Origin of the sequence: Synechococcus sp. CBW1002 (assembly GCF_015840915.1) — a bacterium.
Lineage (GTDB): Bacteria > Cyanobacteriota > Cyanobacteriia > PCC-6307 > Cyanobiaceae > CBW1002.
In genome coordinates, this window is record NZ_CP060398.1 from 1,357,638 (window position 1) to 1,379,233 (window position 21,596).

General features: G+C 65.2%; 18 protein-coding genes. 11 read left to right on the plus strand and 7 right to left on the minus strand.

What is annotated here, in order from left to right; all coding sequences use genetic code 11:
- Positions 1-103 precede the first annotated feature (103 nt).
- On the plus strand, positions 104-1,519 hold the full coding sequence (locus H8F24_RS06460) for a calcium-binding protein (RefSeq protein ID WP_197171483.1): 1,416 nt from the start codon (positions 104-106) through the stop codon (positions 1,517-1,519).
- A gap of 191 nt (positions 1,520-1,710) precedes the next feature.
- The gene (locus tag H8F24_RS06465; RefSeq protein ID WP_197171485.1) at positions 1,711-3,192 is read left to right on the plus strand and encodes a calcium-binding protein; all 1,482 of its coding nucleotides are present in this window, start codon (positions 1,711-1,713) and stop codon (positions 3,190-3,192) included.
- A gap of 115 nt (positions 3,193-3,307) precedes the next feature.
- On the opposite strand, the gene H8F24_RS06470 is transcribed toward H8F24_RS06465, so the two are convergent.
- On the minus strand, positions 3,308-4,231 hold the full coding sequence (locus H8F24_RS06470) for a hypothetical protein (RefSeq protein ID WP_197171487.1): 924 nt from the start codon (positions 4,229-4,231) through the stop codon (positions 3,308-3,310).
- A 56-nt stretch (positions 4,232-4,287) separates the two neighbouring features.
- Between H8F24_RS06470 and H8F24_RS06475 the strand changes: the two genes are divergently transcribed.
- The 3 genes from H8F24_RS06475 to H8F24_RS06485 are packed head-to-tail and all read left to right on the plus strand — an operon-like array spanning position 4,288 to position 8,004.
- Positions 4,288-5,529 (plus strand): glycosyltransferase family 4 protein, encoded by a 1,242-nt coding sequence (locus H8F24_RS06475; protein WP_197157555.1) that lies wholly within the window; start codon positions 4,288-4,290, stop codon positions 5,527-5,529.
- Positions 5,530-5,579: 50 nt separating this feature from the next.
- A complete protein-coding gene (locus H8F24_RS06480) occupies positions 5,580-7,256 on the plus strand; it encodes a tetratricopeptide repeat protein (protein WP_197171489.1) in 1,677 nt (558 codons plus the stop codon).
- A 13-nt stretch (positions 7,257-7,269) separates the two neighbouring features.
- On the plus strand, positions 7,270-8,004 hold the full coding sequence (locus H8F24_RS06485; RefSeq protein ID WP_197171490.1) for a glycosyltransferase family 32 protein: 735 nt from the start codon (positions 7,270-7,272) through the stop codon (positions 8,002-8,004).
- Positions 8,005-8,155: 151 nt separating this feature from the next.
- Here H8F24_RS06485 and H8F24_RS06490 read toward each other — a convergent pair whose 3' ends face one another.
- From H8F24_RS06490 to H8F24_RS06500, 3 genes are read right to left on the minus strand one after another with little or no spacing between them, the layout of a single operon-like run.
- Positions 8,156-9,091, minus strand: a complete 936-nt coding sequence (locus H8F24_RS06490; RefSeq protein WP_197171492.1) for a DUF5672 family protein — start codon at positions 9,089-9,091, stop codon at positions 8,156-8,158.
- Entirely contained in the window at positions 9,088-9,768 is a 681-nt protein-coding gene (locus H8F24_RS06495) for a cyclopropane-fatty-acyl-phospholipid synthase family protein (RefSeq protein ID WP_197171493.1), read from the minus strand. The genes H8F24_RS06490 and H8F24_RS06495 overlap by 4 nt, the downstream gene beginning before the upstream one ends.
- Positions 9,765-10,511, minus strand: coding sequence for a sulfotransferase (locus H8F24_RS06500; protein WP_197171495.1), 747 nt, complete (start codon positions 10,509-10,511; stop codon positions 9,765-9,767). Before H8F24_RS06500 ends, H8F24_RS06495 begins: the two co-directional genes overlap by 4 nt.
- 103 nt (positions 10,512-10,614) lie before the next feature.
- Here H8F24_RS06500 and H8F24_RS06505 point away from each other — a divergent pair, with 103 nt between their 5' ends.
- The 5 genes from H8F24_RS06505 to H8F24_RS06525 are packed head-to-tail and all read left to right on the plus strand — an operon-like array spanning position 10,615 to position 17,502.
- Complete coding sequence (locus H8F24_RS06505; RefSeq protein ID WP_231598152.1) at positions 10,615-11,223, plus strand: hypothetical protein; 609 nt, start codon at positions 10,615-10,617, stop codon at positions 11,221-11,223.
- A complete protein-coding gene (locus tag H8F24_RS06510; RefSeq protein ID WP_197171497.1) occupies positions 11,220-14,219 on the plus strand; it encodes a glycosyltransferase in 3,000 nt (999 codons plus the stop codon). Before H8F24_RS06505 ends, H8F24_RS06510 begins: the two co-directional genes overlap by 4 nt.
- Entirely contained in the window at positions 14,219-15,304 is a 1,086-nt protein-coding gene (locus tag H8F24_RS06515; RefSeq protein WP_197157540.1) for a glycosyltransferase, read from the plus strand. The genes H8F24_RS06510 and H8F24_RS06515 overlap by 1 nt, the downstream gene beginning before the upstream one ends.
- Before the next feature lie 19 nt (positions 15,305-15,323).
- Positions 15,324-16,550, plus strand: coding sequence for a glycosyltransferase family 1 protein (locus tag H8F24_RS06520; RefSeq protein ID WP_197157538.1), 1,227 nt, complete (start codon positions 15,324-15,326; stop codon positions 16,548-16,550).
- Positions 16,551-16,590: 40 nt separating this feature from the next.
- Entirely contained in the window at positions 16,591-17,502 is a 912-nt protein-coding gene (locus H8F24_RS06525) for a glycosyltransferase family 2 protein (protein WP_197157536.1), read from the plus strand.
- Here H8F24_RS06525 and H8F24_RS06530 read toward each other — a convergent pair.
- Positions 17,469-18,632 carry a glycosyltransferase family 1 protein gene (locus tag H8F24_RS06530; protein ID WP_197157534.1) on the minus strand — a complete coding sequence of 388 codons (1,164 nt, stop codon included), beginning with the start codon at positions 18,630-18,632 and terminating at the stop codon, positions 17,469-17,471. The genes H8F24_RS06525 and H8F24_RS06530 overlap by 34 nt on opposite strands.
- A complete protein-coding gene (locus H8F24_RS06535) occupies positions 18,620-19,540 on the minus strand; it encodes a glycosyltransferase (protein WP_197171498.1) in 921 nt (306 codons plus the stop codon). Before H8F24_RS06535 ends, H8F24_RS06530 begins: the two co-directional genes overlap by 13 nt.
- 36 nt (positions 19,541-19,576) lie before the next feature.
- On the opposite strand from H8F24_RS06535, the gene H8F24_RS06540 reads away from it, so the two are divergent.
- Positions 19,577-20,671: a glycosyltransferase gene (locus H8F24_RS06540; RefSeq protein ID WP_197171500.1), complete on the plus strand. Its 1,095-nt coding sequence runs from the start codon at positions 19,577-19,579 to the stop codon at positions 20,669-20,671.
- On the opposite strand, the gene H8F24_RS06545 is transcribed toward H8F24_RS06540, so the two are convergent.
- Positions 20,652-21,596: a GDP-mannose 4,6-dehydratase gene (locus H8F24_RS06545; protein WP_197157528.1), complete on the minus strand. Its 945-nt coding sequence runs from the start codon at positions 21,594-21,596 to the stop codon at positions 20,652-20,654. The two genes, H8F24_RS06540 and H8F24_RS06545, sit on opposite strands and share 20 nt — an antisense overlap.

Genomic DNA, 21,596 nt, shown 5'->3' on the forward strand with positions numbered 1-21,596 from the left:
TCGAGGCCCGTCAGTCAAAACCCTTGCGACGACAGCGATCTCTCTGGCCCCTCGTGACTGTGCCAGCCTGCTTGCCGGCCGATCAAGGCACTGATAAACTGGCATGGATGCGCTTTTAAGCGTACAGTTCATCAGCGTTCCTGCAACCCAGAAAACCACTGTGGCTTTTACCACCCTTCCCGGATCCGCTTCAGCGGCAACCACCTTCCAGGGTACTGAAGGTGCTGATTCAGTCGTCATCATTGATCTGCCCGACGACTCCACCAACTTCGAGGCCAATGGTGAGGGAGGCGATGATTTCATTGCCTTCGAGGGCTCTCAGAATCTTTCCACCATCCGCGGTGGCCAGGGCAATGATCTGATCACTCAGAACATCATCACCGATTACTTCGGAAATATCTGGTCCGCTGGTCTGATCAGCGGCAACATGGGTAATGATGTGATCGGCAATAACCAGCTCGGTATTGCCGCCATTGCTTCCACCATCAATGGTGGTCAAGGCGATGACCAACTGTATGTCGGCCCCATCCAGAGCACCCTGCTCAATGGCAACATGGGTGCTGACCGGGTGTTCGTCGATAGCGACTATGGCTCGGTCAACATCAACGGATCGTCCATCTTTGGTGGTCAGGGTGATGACTTCCTCTCGGTTGATTCCGATCGCAACGACAACATCAACAACACCGTCATCGGCGGCAACCTGGGTAATGATACCATTATCCTTGATATCGATGCCTCCTTCGCGGGCTCTGTAGTTGAAGGTGGCGATGGCGATGATGGCATCTTCGCTGGTCGTTCGAGCACCGGCCTGCTGATCTTCGGTGGCGAAGGCAACGATTACATCGTCGGTGCCGGTGGAGATTATTACGGCGACTACGGCGCTGGTGATGACATCTTCGGCGAAGCCGGCAATGATTACATCAAGGGCCTCGGTGGCGACGACTACCTCGTTGGTGGCGATGGCGCTGACAGCCTCTTCGGTGGCTATGGTCGCGACAGGCTCTTCGGCGGTGATCTGAACGACATCCTCGTGGGTGGCGAAGACGCTGACATCCTCTCCGGCGGTACCGGCAGCAACCAGTTCCGCTACAACTCCAGCGACACTGACTCCGGTAGTTTCGTCAATGTCTTGGTTGACGACAACATCTATACCATTGGCGTTGAATTCAATGGCGACGATAGGGTTGACATCATCACCGATTGGGATGCTTCGGCCGGAACCAACGTGATTGCCAACAACTTCAACGTCTTTGATCCTGGCGTTGTGCTCACCAACTTCGACGGTGGACAGGGTGTCTTCGCTGACAACTTTACTGATGAACAAAACTACGCCGTTCGCGGCTCCTACAACGCCGATCTGGATAACTTCACCTTCAATCAGTTTGGCAGCGATGTTCTGATTGGTACGGCCCAACAAGACGGTCCGTTCAATCCTGGACCTGACGGATTCACCAATAATCTGGTGGTCCTCACCAATGTAGCGTTCACAACTACCTTCTCCCAGGCGAACTTCGTCTGATTCCAACCCCTCTGCGGGTTGCAAAGCCTCTGGAACGTTTTTGGGCCCCTCTTCGGAGGGGCTTTTTTCTTGTGCTAGGTGCTGGGTCGCCATGGCCATGCGTGCTCTCTCTGAGTTGCGGGCAGCAGCAGCACCCTTGAGGTGGACAAGACTGTCGCAAAAGTGTAGAATAACCAACATATTCAGCGCCAATGCACTGCGATGGCTTTTCGACTCTTCCTGGCTCAGACTCGGCCGCAACAACCTTCCAAGGTACGGAAGGGGCTGATTCGATCGTCATCTTTGATCTTCCCAACGGCTCGACCAACTTTGAGGCTAATGGCGAGGCTGGTAATGACTTCATCGCCTTCGAGGGTAGTCAGAATCTCTCCACCATTCGCGGTGGTCAAGGCAATGATCTGATCACGCAAAATATTGTTGCCGGTGATTCCAGCACCTTCATCGCCTTCAACAGAAAAGTCTCGATCTTCTCTGGGAATGTCTGGTCTGCTGGCCTGATCAGCGGCAATATTGGCGATGATGTGATCGGCAACAATCAGCTCGGGATTGCTGCCATCGCCTCCACGATCAATGGTGGTCAAGGCGACGACCAACTCTATGTTGGCCCCATCCAGAGCACCCTTCTGAATGGCAACATGGGTGGAGACTTTGTCTATGTTGATAGCGACTATGGTTCAGTCAACATTAACGGATCGTCTATCTTTGGTGGCCAAGGCGATGACGTTGTCACGGTCGATTCCGGCTTTAACGACAATGTCAATAACACCGTGATCGGTGGCAACCTGGGCAACGACACCATCGAGCTGGATATCGACGGCTCCTTCGCTGGATCTGTTGTGGAAGGTGGCGATGGTGATGACAGCATCTTTGCCGAAGATTCCGAATCGGGCCTTCTGATCTTCGGTGGTAATGGCAATGATGTTATCTATGGCGGCATCGGTAGTGATCGGCTTTTCGGTGATGCGGGCAACGATTACATCGTTGGAGATCGGCAAATCTTCCCTGTTATGAAGATTGCCATGGAGCTGCAGGATATTCATGTACTGGATTATATTCATGGTGGCGAGGATGGCGATTATCGCGACTCTTTTGACTATGGCGACTATATCGTCGGTGGTGATGGTGCCGACAGCTTGTTTGGTGGCCTTGGAGTCGACACCATCTTCGGTGGTGACTTGAACGACATCCTCGTGGGTGGTGAAGATGGTGACATCCTCTCCGGTGGCACCGGCAGCAACCAGTTCCGTTACAACGAGTTCGAGACTGACGACGGTAGTTTTGTCAGTGTGTTAGTTGGCGGCAATGTCTATACCGTTGGCGTTGAATTCAGCGGCAACGATGCGGTTGACATCATCACCGATTGGGATGCAGGGGCCGGTACAAATGTGATTGCCAATAATTTTAACATCTTCAATCCTGACGCAGTGCTTACCAGTTTCGATGGTGGAACGGGCGTCTTGTCAAGCAACTTTGCTGTTGGTGAGAACTACGCTATTCGGGGTTCTTATAATGCCGATCTGGATGACTTCACGTTCAGCTTTAGTGGCAACGATGTTCTGATTGGCGTTGCCCAGGACGAAGATTTCAATCCTCTTGATGGGTTTACTAATAACCTGGTTGTGCTTAAAAATGTGGCATTCACCACCACCTTCTCCCAGGCAAACTTCATCTAATTTCCATTCACTCTGCGGGTTGCAGAGTTTTTGGAATGTTCTCTCGCCCCTCCTTTGGAGGGGCTTTGTCGTGATTGGCTTGCTCTTCGTTTCGTGTCAAGGCTTGGTGGTCGATTCAGCCGATTGTGCCCAGGTTGGGCAGATGGTTCGTATAGCCCAGAAAGCTGGGATAGCCGTGTTCGATCGTCAGGAACTGCCGGCAGTTCCAGGCTGGTTTCCAGACCTCGAAATGTTGCAGCACCGTATAGGTGGCCACGGTTTCCAGGGGGCCCACAAAGCCGTCCCGGGGCAGGTCTGCTTGCTGGCGCAGCTGCTGCAGCTGCGGCCGGCTCAGGGCAAAACTGCCGGCATGGGGATTGCTGGCACGATCGAAGTGCAGCATCTCACCGTTTCTCCAGCAGGCTTCGGCCACATTCGCCTGCGGACGGTGCCGGGCCAGCATCGGATTCGCCGCCACCAGGGTCGACCAATCGAGAGGACCATCGACGAACAGGCGGCCCAGGCCCAGCCTGGACCGCAGCTCGTAGCGGTGCGGCATCAGCACCACCCGCTGCTCCGTGAGCTGGGCGCACCAGAGCAGCTTGTCGAGGTAATCCGGATCCTGGATCACCAGGTCATCCTCCAGGTACAGGCTCAGATCAGCCACTGGATCCCGCTCCAGCAGGTGCTGTCGCGCCGCCGCCGGCAGGTCGCGTGGATCCTCCAGGTCGAGGCGATGAACATGCAGACGGTCGCTGAAGCAGGTCAGCACCTCCTCAAGCCAGGCGTCGCCGGTCACGAACACATGGCATTCGATTGCAATCCCAGCCAGGCGCTGGGTTGGATACACCGGCTCCGCTGTGGTGCGCAGGCCCCGCCCGGCGATGTCGAGCACGCTTTCCCGTTCAGACCGTGCCAGCCCCAGCACCGATCCCAGACAGCGAGCCAGGGCCAGAGAACGGCTCAGCCGTTTCCCGTTCCGCGATCCATAGCCTTGCTCGCTGCCACGATCATCGAAATAGTGGGGGATGGCAACACGCACGCCACAAGGCCTGGCCATCCTGTTCATGCGGCACACTGAGCACCACGATTTTAGGTTCCGCCACCTCCAGCCCCTTGAACATCCTCTTCGTTCATCAGAACTTCCCCGGCCAGTACCGCCACATCGTGCGCGCACTGGCCAAGGCGGGGGGGAACCGCTTGGTGGCCCTGGCGATCGAGGAGCCCAGCGAACCGATCCCCGCCGGTGTCACCCATGTGCGCTATGGCATTCGGCGCGCCAGCGCTACAGATCTGCAGCCCTGGGTGCAGGATGTGGAGACCAAGACCATCCGTGGTGAGGCCTGCGCCACCGCAGCCCATCGTTTACGCGAACAGGGCTTCAGCCCGGATCTGATCTGCGGTCACCCCGGCTGGGGCGAAATGCTCTTTCTGCGGGATCTCTGGCCGGAAGCGCCGATCCTCACCTATCAGGAATTCTTCTACCAGGCCCATGGTTTCGACTATGACTTTGATCCCGAACTTCAGGGCATCCCCAGCTGGCAGGATTGCGCCCGCATCCGCATGAAAACGGCCAACCTGTTGCTCAATCTCGAGATCAGCAACTGGAGCGTCACACCCACCGCCTTCCAGCGCAGCAGCTTCCCACCCGCCTGGCGCTCAAGGTTGAGCGTGATCCACGACGGCATCGACACCCACCATGCGAGACCCCGCGCCGATGCTCCGCCCCTGACCCTTCCCGACGGCACCACCCTGCGTCAGGGCGAGCCGATCGTGACCTTTGTGAACCGGTGTCTTGAGCCCTATCGCGGCTGCCACACCATGATCCGGGCCATCCCGGAGCTGCAGCGGCTGGCGCCTGAGGCCCGGCTGGTGATCGTGGGCCGTACCGAGGGGGTGAGCTATGGCGCCGTCTGCCAGGAAGGGGAATGGAAAGACCGCTTTCTCGCCGAGATCGAGGGCCAGTTCGATCCGAGCCGGGTGCATTTCAGCGGCCATCTGCCGTACAAGCAGTTCATTCCACTGCTGCAGCTGAGTGCCGCCCATGTCTATCTCACCTATCCCTTCGTTCTGAGCTGGAGCCTGCTCGAGGCGATGTCCTGCGCTGCCGCCGTGGTGGGGTCGGCGACCGCACCGGTGCAGGAGGTGATCCGCCACGGTCACAACGGCCTGCTGGTGGATTTCTTCTCTCCCGCCGAGCTCGCCGCCAGCGTGGCCGAGCTGCTGGCCAATCGTCCCCTGGCCGAGCGCCTCGGCGCCGCCGCCCGTGCCACCGTTCTGGCCGACTACAGCCTCAAGCCGTGCCTGTCTCGCCAGCTGGCGCTCATGTCGCTGGTGGCCAGCCGCGCGGTGGGCTGAATCGGGCTTGGCCCCGCCCTGTCTTTCCTCGCTACCCAGGAGTTCCTGCCATGGCCAAAGCCGGTGGATTCGGAGGCCGCCCCACCCCCGGGGCCACCGGCCGGCAGCGACCCATGCGCTCGGTCGATGCGTTGGTGCAAGCGGCGATCGCCGCCCACCGCCGTGGGGATACCGCCGCCGCAGAAGCGGGCTACAGGGCAGCCCTGCAGGCCACGAACCGCCACCCCATCCTGCTCTCCAACCTGGGTGCCCTGCTCAAGGCCGATGGACGCAGCGAGGAGGCCATGGCGCTTTACGGCGAAGCGATCCGCAAACAGCCTGGTTTCAGCAATGTCCGCGTCAATCTGGCCAATCTGCTGCGTGATCGCGGTGCCCTGGACCAGGCCCGGGAGGTGTTGGAGCAGGGGCTGGAGCACGATCCAGCCCACCTGGAAAGCCTCCATCTCCTGGCCCTGTTGCTGTTGGAGCTCAAGAACAGGACCACAGCCCTGGCCATGGTGGAACGGGCCCTGACGGTCGATCCCAGCCACATCCCCTCCCTGCTGGTGCTCACCAGCGTGCGCCTCGCCGAAGACGATCTTGACGCCGCCCAGGGTCTGCTGGACACGGTGCTGCAGCGTGATCCCGGTCAGGCCAAGGCGCACCTGCTGCGCAGCGAGCTGCAGCGTTCGCGTGGCGATCTGGTGGCCGCGAAGGAGAGCGTGGAGCGGGGCCGGAACCTGATGCCGGAGGACGACCCCGAGCGTGAGATCTGGCGCTTCAACCGGGCCGTTCTCGACCTGTTCGCCGGCGACTGGACGCCATCGACCTGGCGCGACTACGAGACCCGCTGGCTGGCTCCCCAGATGATCTCCCACCAGCGGCATCAGCACCTGCCCCGCTGGCAGGGGCAGGTGGACCAGCACCCCCTTGCAGGCTCCCTGCTGATCTGGCGGGAGCAGGGGATCGGCGAGGAAATCCTCTTCCTCAGCCTGGTGCGCGATTTGATCGCCCAGGGGCAGCCTCTGGTGCTGGAGGTCTCAGCCCGCCTCCAACGGCTGGTTCAACGGAGCTTCCCCGGTGTGCCTGTGATCAGCCAGGGGGACTCCCTGGCGGGCCTCGACATCACCGCCGCCCTGCCGCTTGGCAGCCTCGGTCTGCACAGCGGCTTCGACCAGGCTTCCTGGCTGCGCCGCCGCAGTCCATTCCTGCGGCCAGGGGCGGAGAGCGACCTGGCCCGGGTGCGCGCCTGCCTGCCCCACCCCACCCACAGGAGCCGGGTGGGGCTCTGCTGGCGCAGCGTGGGATCGATCTATGCCGGACCGAAGTCCATCCCCCTGGCCAGTTTTGAACCACTGACCGGCCAGGCCGACACCCAGTGGATCAGCCTCCAGCATGGGGCCCTGGAGCCAGGGGAGGCTGAGGGGCTTGAACGTCTGGGGATTCACCGTCCGGACGCCGATTTCTTCCACGATCTGGAAGCCCTGGCCGCCTGGATTGCCAGCTGCGATCTTGTGATCACGATCAGTACCGCCACGGCCCATCTGGCCTGCGCCCTCGGCAAGCCCACCTGGATGCTGTTGCCCGCTCCGCAATCGTTCTTCTGGTGGTGGGGCAATGAGGGAACACATACGCCCTGGTACCCCAGCGCCCGGCTGTTCCGTCAGCCCAGCCCCGGCGACTGGGACGGTGTGATCACGCAGGTCCACCAGGCACTCGGGAGCTCCATACCATCGGCAGACTCCTGAGCAGGCCGGTCTGGTGATTCCCCGAATCCTTCATTACCTCTGGCTCAGTGATGAGCCCAGGCCAGAGCTCATGCGCCGCTGTATCGCGTCGTGGCAGCAGGTGATGCCTGACTTCCAGATCCGGCACTGGTCGTTGGCCGATTTTGATCAGAGCGCCCTGCCCCTCTTCGCCCAGCAGGCGATCGCGCTGAGGCAGTGGGCCTTTGCCTCCGATGTGCTGCGGCTCTGGCTTCTTGTTCAGCATGGGGGGGTGTATTTCGATGCGGATGTGCTGGCCGTGCGTTCCCTGGAGCCCCTGCTGGGCTACGAGGCGTTCACGGCGGTGGAGTTCAATCCCATGGCTTTTGCCGCCGGGAACGGCGCCGCCTGGCTGGATGCTGATGGCAACCGGCGGGCAGGCGTTCGCCACCAGGGACCGCCACCCGGCATCGGCCTGCAGGCGGCGGTGCTGGGCGCGGTTGCCGGGCACCCCTTCCTGCGCTCCTGCCTGGCCTACTACGAGTGCCGCCCTTTCCTGGAGCCCGATGGCAGCTGGCACCGCGATCCGATCGCCCCCGGGATCTATGGCCTGGCAGCGGAGCAGCATGGCTTCCGCTGGATCAACCACATGCAGAAACTCAGCCATGGCGTTGTTGTTCTGCCGGCGGAGATCATCGCCAGCACCAAGGCCCAATATGGGCGCAATACCCTGGCTTTCCACTGCTGCGCCGGATCGTGGCGCCAATCAATGCCACAGGTATTCCCTTAAGGTCCGTCGTGAAGAATGGAACGCTTCATGGGGTTGGCTCTTCCATGACTTCGGTGTCTTTCACGGCTGGAGTCAGCCTCGCCCGCGTTTGCCGAAACTATCAATAGAGAGTGCAACTAAGGCCTGGTTTTCAATATGTTCTTCGGCCAGATCAGGATATCGGCGCGCAGGTGAGTGCCAGCACCTGTTTGAGGTGGCGCTCATACATCTCCGCCACCTCCGCAGCTGTCAGGTAGCGCCAGGCGGCATGGGCGCCTGCACTGGCGTGATAGGCCGTCTCACAGCTGAAACGCTCCACCACCGTTGGTGGTGGTGGAGTGGGGTCATGGCGTGCCAGGTGCCGTGCGAAGAAGATGTCCTCCGGTTCCTCCGGCGGCGATGCCGCTGCTTCGGCCTGGCAGATGCGCACCATCAGCTGGCGATCCCGCACCGAGAGGCCACCGTTGCCATTGCTCATCCCCTCAGGCACCGTGTTGCAGAAGCGTCGGGTCAGCCAGACGGGTGGCAGAGGCTCCAGATCGGCGCCGTAGCGGGGGAAAGCCTGGCTCACATGGCGGCCCTTGGCCCAGGGGGATCCCACATAGCCATAGGCAAAGACGGCAGGATCAGGTGGCTCGATCAGCAACGTGTCGGTCTGAAACAGGAGCAGTTTCGGGGCGGGGAGCTGGGCCCAGAACGCGGCCGTCTTCAGCAGCCGGTTGTAGGCCAGCCAGTCGAAGTGGTCGGCCTCTCCCGCCCGCAGCCCGACCACCGACACCCACGCTGCCAGGTCGGCGAACAGCGCACGACTGCGCTCCAGAGACGCGGGCGCCGTGTAGAGCGTCACTCCCCAGCGTTGGCGCCCCATCAACAAGGTGTTGAGCACCGTCATCCGCAACAGCGGCGTGGGGCGATCGTCCACGATCACAGCCCGCAGGTGTGGATCCTGGGGACCGCTCGGCTGCCGCTGGCTGGCCAGGGCGCGAGCCCAGGGCTCGAGGTGGGTGCCCAGCACCACGCTGCAGTGGGCCTTGAAGATGGCGATGCGATAGGCCTCCAGCTGGTGCGTGGGGCTCTGGGGCAGGGGCGACGGCCCCGTCGTTGTCATGGCGCCGGGCGGTAGGCCACCATCACCTGATCACGGGGATGGTTCCAGGCGCCGATATATTCGGCCCGGTAGCCATGGGCCTCACCAAAGCCCTCCATCTGCTGCTTCGTGTAAGCGAAGAAGCCGTGGTCGTGGGCTTCGGTGGGGTTGCGCTGCTCCTGCAGCACCTCGAAGTAGGTGGCGTAGAAGACCCCATCCGGCTGCAGGCAGGGCCGCAGGCGTTGCAGGCACTGCTCGATCGCGGCCGGCGGCAGATGGGTGAACAGCGACTGGGCCATCGCCCGATCCACCCGTCGCCCGAAGCGTTCAAAGCTGAAATCGGCACCCTGCAGCAGCTGGGGCCGCTTCTGGTGGCGCACCGCCGCTGTCAGTTCCTGCTCCAGTCCGGCCTGAAGCAGGGCAGCCTCCTTCTCCATGCCCAGGTAGTGCTCCGGCTCCAGGTAGGGGATCACCTTCACGCCCAGCCGCAACGCCCCACAGGCGATGTCGAGCAACACATGCGACGGCTGCAGCCCCTGAGCCAGCAGGAAATCGAACTGCAGCTGGCCGATCTCCTCCCACAGCCCGCCGACATAACGGCGATGACCCAGCTCGGCCACCCCTTCAGCCCCGCTGGGCGGCAGGCTGGCTGTCATCGGTGGAACTGCATCAAGGTGCTGCACCATGGCGCCGGTCATGGCCAGGTTATGCCGTAGCGCCGGGCCATCTGGTCGTAGGTCGGCTCCAGCTGACGCCGCAACTGGCGTCGCAGCTCCTGCGGCACCTGTCCGGCCTCGCCGGCGCCCGCATTGTGCCGAGGCAGCCGCTCCGGCAAGGGGGATGGGTCGAGGCCCAGGAAACCCAGCAGCCGTGGCCACACCAGCTCCGGCCGGTCGAAGAGATCCTCCGCCTTGATCAGCAGGAGCTGCTCCGGAGCGAACAAGACCTCGTAGCGTTCCAACTGGGGGCCGTAGCAGCTGCGGCTCAGGTAGCTGTGCACCTGGTGTGAATGGTGCTGCGACAGGCCCGCCCGCAATTGCTCATCCGCTCCGGCCAGGCGACCAGACTCAGCGGCCAGGGCCTGCTCGGGCGGCAGCGACTCCAACCCCAGGCGGATCGAATGGAACAACCCGGAAAGAGCCCTCTCCACCGGGTCCCGCAACAGCACCACCAGTCGGGCGCCGGGGATCAGGTCATGCAACCGCTGCGGTGCAGCCGGATGGAACAGGTAATACGGCGTGATGTCGCCGCAGCGCTGATCGTTCCGAGCCGCCGCATAGTGCTGCCCGTACCAAATCGGGCCCCGCCCGTGGTTCAGGGTGAAGTAGTGCAGCTCTTTGCTGGCGGGCAACCACACCTGTGGATGATCGGCCAGCAGGCGGTGCAGGCTGGTGGTGCCCCCCTTCTGCGCCCCGAGGCCAACGAAATCGGGCAGTCGCAACCGGCTCGTTTCCCCCACGTTGCCGGGATCCTATGGGGGGCCGTGCCGGCGGCAGCCAGGATGTCGCTGCTGATCCACCACCGAGAGGCGGGTATCGATGATCGTGGCCGACACGTTCCTGTGGCTTCATCTGCCCAAGACCGGCGGCACCACCATGACGCGTCTGTTCCGCGAGCTCAATCTCCCCGGGATCGCCGTCGATGCCGACGACACCCCCGCCAAGCACGATTCCATTGCCCTCAGGGAAAGCCTTGGCCGCTGGAAGGCCGGGCAGCGGCGCCGCTTCATCACGGCGCGGCGGTTGGACGCCTGGCTGATCAGCGACTGGCACCACAAGCGGCGGCACATGAACCTGCCGGATCTCCCGTTTGAGCCGGTTCGCAGCGGGCTCTCCTATTCACTCCGCCTTGGCGGCACCTGGGTGGCTGCAGACTGGTGGCTCCAGTACTTCGGCCTGACGTCCGAGATGTGCGCCCTGCGGCTCGAGCACTTCACGGCCGACTTCAATCAGCATCTGCTGCCCCTGCTGCCGCCGGGCACGCCGGCGCTGCACTCACCACCGCGGGAAAATGCCAAGCCTGTGGTGGACCCAGCCTTTGAGCCCTGGTTCAGCGCGGCAGACCGTGCCCGCATCCATGCGGTGAACCCCCGCTGGAGCGCCTGGGAACGCTCCCTTTACGGTGAGCCCCCTGTCCAACCGTCCCCGGATTGAGCCCGCCGGAGTCCCCGTCCCTGATCCTGCTGGTGGGAATGCATCGCAGCGGCACCTCGCTGCTGGGCTCGCTGCTGCCGGCACTGGGGGTGCCGCTGCCGGGTGATCTGATCGCCGGCGATGCCCATAACCCCGAGGGCTACTACGAACGTTCCGACATCACGGCTCTGCAGGAGCAGCTGCTGATCGCAATGGGCCAGTGGTGGCCGTCGGAAGCGGGGGTGCTGCATCGGCCCGAGGGCTGGCTCGACTTTCCCGCCGTACGCAGCGCTGCCGAGAGCCTCGACCGGCTTCTGGCGCAGGAGCAGCGGCGCCAGCTTGGGCCCTGGGCCATCAAGGATCCGCGCACGTGCCTGCTGCTGCCGCTCTGGCGCCAGGTCGCCGCGCAGCGCGGGGTGCCCCTGAAGCTGGTGCTGAGCGTGCGGGATCCCGCCGAGGTGATGGTGTCGCTGCTCCAGCGCGATCGCCGGGCCGCCGGCATGACCGCCTGGCGGGCCCAGCGCCTCTGGTGGCGCCACAACCGTGCGCTTCTGCTGGATGCCGCTGATCTTCCCCTGCTGGTGGTCGACTATGGCGCCTGGTTCGATCCTTCGACCTGCCGCCGCCAGCTGCAGGCCCTGGGACTCTTCTGCCTGGAAGCCGAACCCATGTCAGCGGCCCTCGAGGCTGCCGCGGCCTGCATCCGCCCAGGTCATCGGCGCAGCCGCCGTTCCCGCGCCGAGCTCCCCCAGGCCCTGCACCCGCGCCTTCGTCGGCTGCACCGTGCGCTGCAGGAGCTGGCTGCGGGGCCACCCGATCGGGAACGCCGGCAGAGGCGGCTGGTTCGCTGGCTGGCGGCGCCGGGGCGCCAGCAGATACCGCCGATCGCACCGGCCGGCCGCTCCCTGCGCTCCCAGCTGATCCATCGGCGCGCTTCCCTGGCGCCCCAGGCGGAGGTGGGCCCCTGGTTCGATCCGGCCCACTATCGCCGCCAGGCGCCGGGTCTGGGCCTGGACCACGACCCCCTCTGCCACTACTGGTGGCGGGGATGGCGGGAGCAGCGCTCCCCCCATCCCGCCTTCGAGGGGGACGCCTACCGGCTGGCCTGTCGTAACCGAGGCCTCACCGTTCGGGGAGCACCGCTGCGCCATTTCCTCACCGTGGGTCTGGCGGCCGGCATCCCGCCCTCCCCGGTGGCCGAACCGCGCTGGCTGGCCGGCACACTGCAGCGGCAGGCGCTCTGGCGCGCCGCCCGACTGGAGGGGCTCCATCCGTGGGGGGCAGCAGCTCTGGCCCTGGAGGGTGACGATCTCCAGCAGGCGGTGGAGCGGCTCCGTCACTGGCAACGGCAGGGCTTCAGCGCCGACGATCTGGCCGCGATCGCCGCTGCCCCCCCCGGAAGCTTCACCCTGCCCGCTGCCCTGCTTCCGGATCCACCGCCGCTTCCACAGCGCTGCCGCCTGCAGGTACTGGGCACCCACCTGCACGATTGGCAGGTCCATGCCTGGTTGCAGCATGCACCCCTGCCGCCGGGGTTCTCGTTGATCGAGGGGCAGGCGCCGCCCGAAGCGGCTGAGTCGGTCATCGCCCTGGTGCTGAGCCCCCTGCCGCCGGGCCCCGCCAGCCTGCAGCTGCTCGGTCTGGCGCTGCTGCCCTGGGTGTTCGCCAGGGCCGAGCAGGTGCCGCTGCTGCGTCGCCTGGGGATCAATGCCCAACCCCTCGAGCCCGGCGTCGCCCCCAACGGCTGGCTGGCGGTGGAGGAGGCGGAGGCCGAAGCCGCGCGGCAGCTCGGAGTACCACCCGCGGCGGCCCTGGCCGGGCTGGCGCCCATCCTCGCCTTCGGCAGTCTGGGAGCAGAGTGGGAACGAAGCCTGGCGCCACCGATCTGGGGCTGGCCGGAGTTCGACGACCTGGCGATCGAGACCCCGCAGCAGGCCAGGCTGCTGGCCGCCTGGCTGGATGCCTGCAACCGTGCCGGCATCCAGCTGGTGCGGCTCGAGCCCCCAGGCAGTGAGCGGCTGCTGCGGGGGTGGCAGGCCCTGATGCCCCCCTCTGACCCGGCACCGGGCTGGCTGCCGCCCCAGGGCTTCGTGGCGCCACTCAGCGCGATGGAGCTGCAGGGGGAACTGCGCTGGCGGGGCCAGGGGGCGCCAGCACCACCGCCGGTGCAGACCCCCAGGCCCGCCCACACGCTTCTGTGGGCCTGGCAAGGCGACGCCTCCGGGCCAGGCGGGATGGTGCAGACGCCCACGGCGGCGGTGTGCATCAGCCTGCACAACTACGCCGACCGGATCACCGCGGCCCTCGAAAGCGTCCTCGTCCAGAGCCATGGACCCCTCGAGCTGATCGTGGTCGACGATGCTTCCGAGGACGGTGGCGAGCAGCGCTGCCTGGCCTGGTTGGAGCGCCACGGTCAACGCTTCGTGCGTGCCCTGCTGGTGCGGCACACCGGCAATGGCGGTCTGGCGGCCGCACGCAACACCGCCTTCAGGCTCGCCCAGGCTCCCTGGTGCTTCGTGCTGGATGCCGACAACCTGCTCCACCCCGAGGCGGTGGCCGCCTGCCTGCGCCTGGCTCAGGCGAGCCCGGCAGACATCGCCGTGGTGCATCCCCTGGTGGAGGTGCTCCAGGACGGCGTGCTGCAGGGCAGCGACTCCACAGGGGCGGCGCCCAGCCTGATCAGCGGCCGCAGCTGGCAGCGCTGCCATTTCCTGGATCGCAACCTGTTGGACGCCATGGCCCTGGTGCGGCGCAGCGCCTGGGACGCGGTGGGGGGCTATGCCCACATTCCGGGCGGATGGGAGGATTACGACTTCTGGTGCAAGTTGATGGAAGCCGGCTACCAGGGCGTGCTGGCTCCGCAGCGGCTGGCCACCTACCACCGCCACCCTGAATCGATGCTCGCCACCGCCACCCATCAGCGGCTGCGGCTGGTGAGCCGCCACCTGCAGCAGCGTCATCCCTGGTTGCAGCTGAGTCTCGCCGCCGGGCCCGAGGAAGGATGGACCCTGGCGTGATGTCCACAGCCGCCGTGGACACGGACCTCCACCGGGCCGGTGGCCTTTCCTGCCTGGTGATCTCCCGCACACCGGAGCTGCTCAACCGCATGCTGGCCACACTCCAGGACGCCCGGGCGTTCTGGCACCCGGGTGATGAAGTGCTCTGCTCCTGGAATGGCAGCGCTGAGGCTGAGAACGCTCTCCAGCCCCCCGCGCCTGCTCTGCCGGGATTTCGGATCGCTCAGCGGCAGCCGTATCACTTCGCCAGCAACATGAACGCTCTGGCGCGGCAGGCGCAGGGTGAGTGGCTGTTGCTACTCAACGATGATCTCATCCTTGATCCCGGAAGTATCGATCGCGCCATCCATCTCCTCAGCCAGCACCCGGAGGTCGGGGTGCTGGGCGGTCGATTGCGCCAGTCGGGCGGACAGATCAGCCATGCCGGGCTGCTGTTTTCCTCCCCGGAGGGTCTGCCGTACAACCGCCTGCGACCCCAGCTGGGGCCCCTGATCGACGCCGAGGGCCCGGAAGCGCTCGAATCAGGCCCGATCCCCGCGGTCACCGGCGCCCTGATGTTGCTGCGTCGATCCGATTTCCTGGCGGTGGGGGGGCTGCGCGAGAGCTTCCGGGTGTGCGGCGAAGACATCGCCCTCTGCCTCGATCTCTGGCAGCAGCTCGGCAAGACGCCCTACTACGCCAGCGATGTGAGTGGCATCCACGATGAGAAGAGCACCCGCGGCACGACCCCCGACCAGCACGACATCCGGGCGGTAGGACGGCTCGCTGCGCCCTTCTGCCAGCACGATCAGGCCTTCCAGGCACGCCAGAGCCACTGGGCCCTGCAGGAGGCGGCGTTGCTGTGTCGTCTCACCGAGGAGCAATGGCACCAGGCCGGCGTGTGCCGCCAGCAGCTGGACCGGCAGCAGCAGCAATGGGAAGCGAATCAACAGCACTGGGCCCGCGAACGCAGCGCCCTGCTGGCCAGGATTGACAATCTCGAACAACGGCTGGAAGCCCTGCTGCGCAGCAGCTCCTGGGCCATCACCAAACCCTGGCGGGCCCTGGGTCGCTGCTTTGCACCGACTGCGGGGCGCCAGTCCTGATCGTTCCGCCGGCCTGCCGATGCCTGCCCCCCCTCCCCCCCTGGAACACCTCTGGGTGGACCTCACCCCGATGCTCCCCGGTGGCGCCAACGGTGGCGCCAAGCCGTTCATCCTCACCCTGCTGACCGAGCTGGCCCGTCAGCACCCCCAGGTGCGATTCGATTGCACCTGTCGGCCCGAGCTGCTGCCGGAACTGGCACTCGCATCGCCGCTGGAGCCGAATCTCCACGTCGGTCCGGTCATCCCCGCGGTGGCGGCCGGACGCTGGCTGGGTTCGCGGCGTCTGGGTCGGGCGGGTCGCCGCTGGCGTCGACGTCTGGCCTCGCGGCCCGGGACGCCGGTGGAGACCGGGCAACCGAACCGGGGCGAGGGAGCGCAGCTGCTCTACTGCCCCTTTGGAGCACCGCTGCTGCACCGGGCCAGCCTCACCACGGTGTCCACCTTCCACGACCTGCAGGTGCAGGCCTATCCCGACTTCTTCCCCGCCGCGGCCCGCCGGGAGCGCCTGGAGCATTTCCGCCAGATGCTGGCGAAGGCCAGTCGCATCGCGGCCATCTCCCAGTTCTCCCGTCAGGAGGCGATCGAGCTGGGGGGCGATCCCGGCCGGATCGTGGTCATTCCCCACCGCATGGCCCTCAGCCGCAGGGCCGTGCCGATGGCTGAGCCCCCCTGCGCCCTGCCCTCCGGACGCTTCTTCCTCTACCCCGCCAATCTCTGGCGTCACAAGAACCATGAACTGCTGCTCAGTGCCTTCGCCATGGCCCGCCACCAGGGGCTGCCAGCCGACCTGAAACTGGTGTGCACCGGTGATGGCGTCGACCGGCTCGAGCCCCTGCGCGAGCTGGCAGAGCAGCTCGGTCTGGCTGAGGCCGTCCTCCTGCCCGGATTCGTCAGCGATGCGGAGCTGGAGGGGCTCTACCAGCACGCCCTGGCCGTGGTGTTCCCCTCCCTCTACGAAGGCTTCGGCCTGCCGGTGATCGAGGCGATGGCCCGCGGCCTGCCGGTGGCCTGCAGCGACACCACCGCCCTGGGGGAAGTGGCCGGGGAGGCCGCCCTGCGCTTCCATCCCGGCCATCCCCAGCAGATCGCCGATGCCTTGCGCCAGCTGGCGGAGGATCCGGCCCTGCGAGACCGGCTGATCGAGCGGGGCCTGAGCCAGGCAGACGCCTACGCCCAGCCGGCTGTGATGGCTCAGCAGTACTGGGAGCTGTTCCAGGAAGCCCATGCCGCCGGTCCGGTGGCCTGAGGCTGAGCGCCTCCGAGAATCATCTCCGCAGCACCGTTCCATGAGCGCATCGATCCGCATCAGTGTCGTGACGCCCTCGTACAACCAGGGGGCCTTTCTGGCCCGCACCCTGGCCAGCGTGGCCAGTCAGAGCCATCCCGCCCATGAGCATCTGGTGTTCGATGGCGGCAGCACCGACGACACCCTGCAGGTGCTGGAGGCCGCAGGTGACGGGGTGCGCTGGGTGTCGCGGCCGGATGGAGGCCAGGCTGACGCTGTGAACCAGGGTCTGCAGGCGGCCGGCGGTGATGTGATCGCCTGGATCAACTCGGATGACGTCTATTACCCCGGTGCCTTTGCAAGGGTGGCTGCCGCCTTCGCCAACGATCCCGACCTGGATGTGGTGTACGGAGCTGCCGATCACATCGACCTGAATGACAGGGCCTTCGAGGCCTACCCCACCACCTTCTGGGATCCGGAACTGTTGCGCCACACCTGCTTCATCTGCCAGCCGGCCCTGTTCTTCCGCAGGCGCGTGGTGGAGACGGTGGGTCTGCTGGATCCGGGTCTGCGGTATTGCATGGACTACAACTACTGGCTCAGGCTTGCCGATGCCGGCTGCCGCTTCGCCTACCTGAGCGACAAGCTGGCCGGCTCCCGCCTCTACGCCGACAACAAGACCCTCAGGGACCGGCCGGCCGTGCATCGGGAGATCGCCGAGATGTTCAAGGCCTACGACGGCCAGGTGCCGCTGCGATGGGTCTTCGCCTACGCGCACCACAGCACGGCGGCCTGGATCGACCGCAGCGACCATCCCCTGCGCTTCAAGATCAGCCTCTATCTGGAAACGATGCGCAGTCAGTGGCGCTGGAACCATCGCGTCGGGATCTCCGCTCTGCGGGAGCTGCGCCGTGCCAGTCGACGTCATGCCCTGGAGGGTCAGGCCGCCGAGGCTGCCGCGGCCTCCTCGTAGAGCTCCAGCAGCTGGCGGGTGCTGTCCTGCCAGTTGAAGGCTGCAGCCCTGTCCCGGGCTGCAGCAGCCAGACCGGCAAGCCTCTGGGGCTGGTTCAGGAGACTCTCGATGGCCTCCACCCAGCCGTCGCGATCATCCGGTGCCAGGAGGATGCCGGCATCCGCGACGATCTCGGGCAGTGAGGTGGTCGAGGAACTGAGAACCGCTGCCCCCTGCCCCATCCCCTCCAGCACAGGCAGACCAAAGCCCTCGTAGTGGCTTGGGTAGAGGTTCAACAGGCAGTTCCGGTAGAGCCAGATCAGCTCCCGATCACTCACATAGCCGAGCAGGTGGATATCCGAGGCCCAGGGCGATGCCGCCAGATCCTTCTCGAAGCCTTCCATCAACCAGCCCTTGCCACCGGCAAACACCAGCGGAATCGCCGCTCCGCCCCTCTCCCGGAAGCGTTGATACACCTCCACCAGGAAGCGCTGGTTTTTGCGCGGTTCGATCGTGCCGGTGGAGAGCAGGAAGGGCCGGCCGCTGCGGAACAGTGCGGCTCGCGGTTGGCTGGGCTGCAGATCGAAGCCGGGCTGATCGAAGCGCGAGGCCGGATGGATCACCCGCACCCGCTCCGCCGGCACGTGGGGGAAATGACGCAGGAATGCACGCTTCGACGCATGGGAGATGGCCACCAGCCAGTCCGCCCGCAGGGAGGCCTGCAGCACACCCTGGAAGCAACCGAGCCGATTCTTTTCGGTCGTCCACTCGGGATGCTCGGCAAAGCTCAGGTCGTAGAGCGTGTAGATCAGGGTGGAACGGAGCCGCCAGGGCGGACACCAGAAGTTGTTGGCGTGCACCAGATCGAAGCCGGCGAGCTGATCGTTCACCCGCTGCCGATCCCGCCAGAAGGCCTCTGCATCGCTGCGTCGCGGCAGGCGGGGTCCATAGGCCACACCCTGACGGCGATGGGGGAAGGCCGCCGCCTGGCTGGGATCGTGAAAGAAATCGCCGAAGCTGGTGAGCAGGGTGTAGCGATGCGGTGCACCCGAGGCCAGCAGGCCGTCGATCAGGGCGGCGGCATAGAACCCGCAACCGGCCTTGCGCGGGCCCGTCTGACTCACATCAAAGGCGATGTTCAGCGGCGCCACCCCTCCTCTCCTGGACAATCGGGCAAGGGTATCGGAGCCGGACGCGGCCCCAGCCGCAGGCGCAGCTTGCCCCAGTAGCGCTGCCAGGGCGGCGCCACAATCCCCAGCTCCCGGTTGATCGCGGCCAACTGCCTCCGGCCCCGCAGGATCGCCCGCCAGCCGCTGGTGGCCCCACCCTCCGCCATCGCCACCAGCGGGTCCGAGCAGATCTGGACGCGATCCGCCAGCTCGGGTCGCAGCAGCAGGGTCTGCATCAGTTTGTAGTCGGCGGAGAGGCTGTAGCGCTCATCGAACCCGGTGGCCCGGTAGAGGGCGGTTTCGGCCAGAAAGCCGGGATGGGGGTAGTGCAGCCCGCTGCGCAGCCGCTGATGCCAGAGGGCCGGATCCCGCGGCGGGGATGGCACCATCCACCGGGCCCGCAGCCAACGATCGGGCCGGCGGAAGTATCCGATCGAGGCCAGCAGCAGAGCGGCTTCCCGCCGACGAGCCTGCAGCAGGAAGGCCGCGTAGGCGCCCGGATCCAGCAGGAGATCGTCTGCGTTGAGCACGTGGCTGTAGTGGCCACGCGCCAGCCGCAGGCCCACATTCATGGCGGCATAGGGGCCGCCGCCGATGTCCGTCTGCCAGCGGCAGAAGGGATGACGGTCTGCATGCCGCTCCAGCAGCCGTTGGGTGCCGTCACGGGAGCCGCCATCAATCACCAGATGCTCCAGGTCTTCACCGGCCTGCCGCAGAATCTGCCGAGCCCGCGCCACGCTCGTGAGCGTCTCGGGCAAGGTTCTCGCGGCTTCGAGGCAGGGGGTGATCACCGTCACCAGCGGCAGCCCGCCTTCCGAACCGGACCCTGCGGCATCGGTCTCGGGAGACGCAGCCTTCACGGGCACAGGGGCGGCAGGGAGGGGGTCCATGGGCACGCTGTGACCCGGGATACCGGAGACTGAAGCATGCCCTCTCGCTTCTCCCAGAGCGTCAGCATCGGCTTCGATGGCCAGATCTTCCGGCGGCAGCGGCGGGGGGGGATCAGCCGCTACTTCCGAGAACTGGCCCTGAATCTGCGCGCTGCGGGCGCAGAGGTGCTGATGGCGGAGGAGCGCCAGGGCTGCTGGCCCTGGTCCGGTCACCTGCCCTGGCGGCGGGCGGATGTGGTGCACGCCACGTTCTACGGCGGCGGGCCCTATCGGCTGCAGAGCCACCAACGCCTGGTGAGCAGCCTGTTCGACATGACGCCGGAGCGCCATCCCGAGCACTTTTTCCTGCCGGCCCTGCGTTCCCCCCATGCCAACAAGCCGGGGTGGCTGGAGGTCTCTGACCTGATCATCAGCATCAGCGCCGCCAGCGCCGACGACCTGGCTTTCTTCCAGCCGACCCTGCGGACGCCCCTCAGGGTGATCCACCTCGCCACCGCCATCGACAGGCTGGTCCCCCAGCCCGTGGAGGCGCTGGAGGGGCGACGGTTCTGGCTGATGGTGGGCAAGCGCCACGCCTACAAGAACGGCCTCACACTTCTGCGGGCCCTGAGCCTGCTGCATGGCGGCGACGGCGATCGGGGTCGCAGGGATCAGCCCCTGCTGGTCTGTGCCGGAGGAGGCCCCTGGAGAGCCGAGGAGCGGCGCTGGATCCATGGCCAGGGTCTGGAGGATGCGGTGCTGCAACTGGCAGCGACGGATCCGGTGCTGGCCTGGCTCTACCGCCACGCCGAAGCCGTGCTGGTGCCCTCCCTGGCTGAGGGGTTCTCCCTTCCGCTGATCGAAGCTCTCGCCTGTGACACGCCAGTGGTGGCCTCAGATCTGGAGGTGCACCGGGAGGTTGGCCAGAGCTTCGCGACCCTGCTGCCGGCCCTGAATGCACGGGTCTGGAGCGAGCTGCTGGCCGCGGCCGGGCAGGGGACTCTGCCGCGGCCGAGTCACCGGCTGGGAGGAGAGCGCTATGCCCGGCTGCGTCGTCATTTCGCCCCCGAGCGGCTGGTGCAGGACCATCTGGAGGCCTACGGATCCACCACCGACCGTCCCAGTCCCCGGATCAGGGGCAGGCGTGGCTGATCAGGGCTGCGATCACACCATCCACATCAAGCCGTGCCCGCCAGCCATGGCGTTCCAGCATCGGCGCGGGATCTCCGACACTGCTGAGGATTTCCGAGGGACGCCGCAGGCTCTCCACAAGGTCGACATGATCGTGCCAGTCGAGGTCAAGCTCCCGGAATACGCGGGCGACAAAATATTCCAGAGTTTCCATTCTTCCAGTACAGATCACCTGGTCCTCCAGGCAGTCGGCGCGAAGGATCAGCTGCATGGCGTCGATATATTCTTCGGCCCAGCCCCAGTCTCGCGCTACAGACAGATCTCCTAGCTGTAGGCGAAATCGGGAATCGTGTCGGCAGCGTAATGCCCCGTCAACGATCTTTCGGGTTACGAATGTGGAGGAGCGGTAGGGTGATTCGTGGTTGAACAGGACGCCGGTCACGCAGCCGAGACCATAGGCTTGTCGATAGACTTGCACCGTATTGAAGCTGGCATCTTTTGCGATGGCATAAGGGCTCAGAGGCTGGCGCGGACTCCGCACATCGGCGGGTCGCGGCGTATTTCCGAAAATCTCACTACTGCCGGCAAAATAGAGTCGTCCATTGAAGTCGGCGAAGCGTGCAACCTCCAGTAGGTTGATCGTGCCATTGATGATACTGTTAAAGGTGTCCACCGGTTGACGAAAGGAAAGTCCAACCGACGACTGGGCTGCCAAGTTATAGATTTCCTCTGGCTGATGGCGGGTCATCAGTTCTAGAATCTCGCGGAAATCGCAGAGATCTGCTGTGGTCAGCTCCAGATCTCCTGTGATGCCAAGCTGCTGATGGGTTGCCAGGTTGGGATTGCTGGAGCGGGACACACCCACCACTGTTGCCCCTTGGCGCAGCAGCGAGCGACACAACAGTGAGCCATCCTGGCCAGTGCAGCCAAACACCAGTGCCTTCAC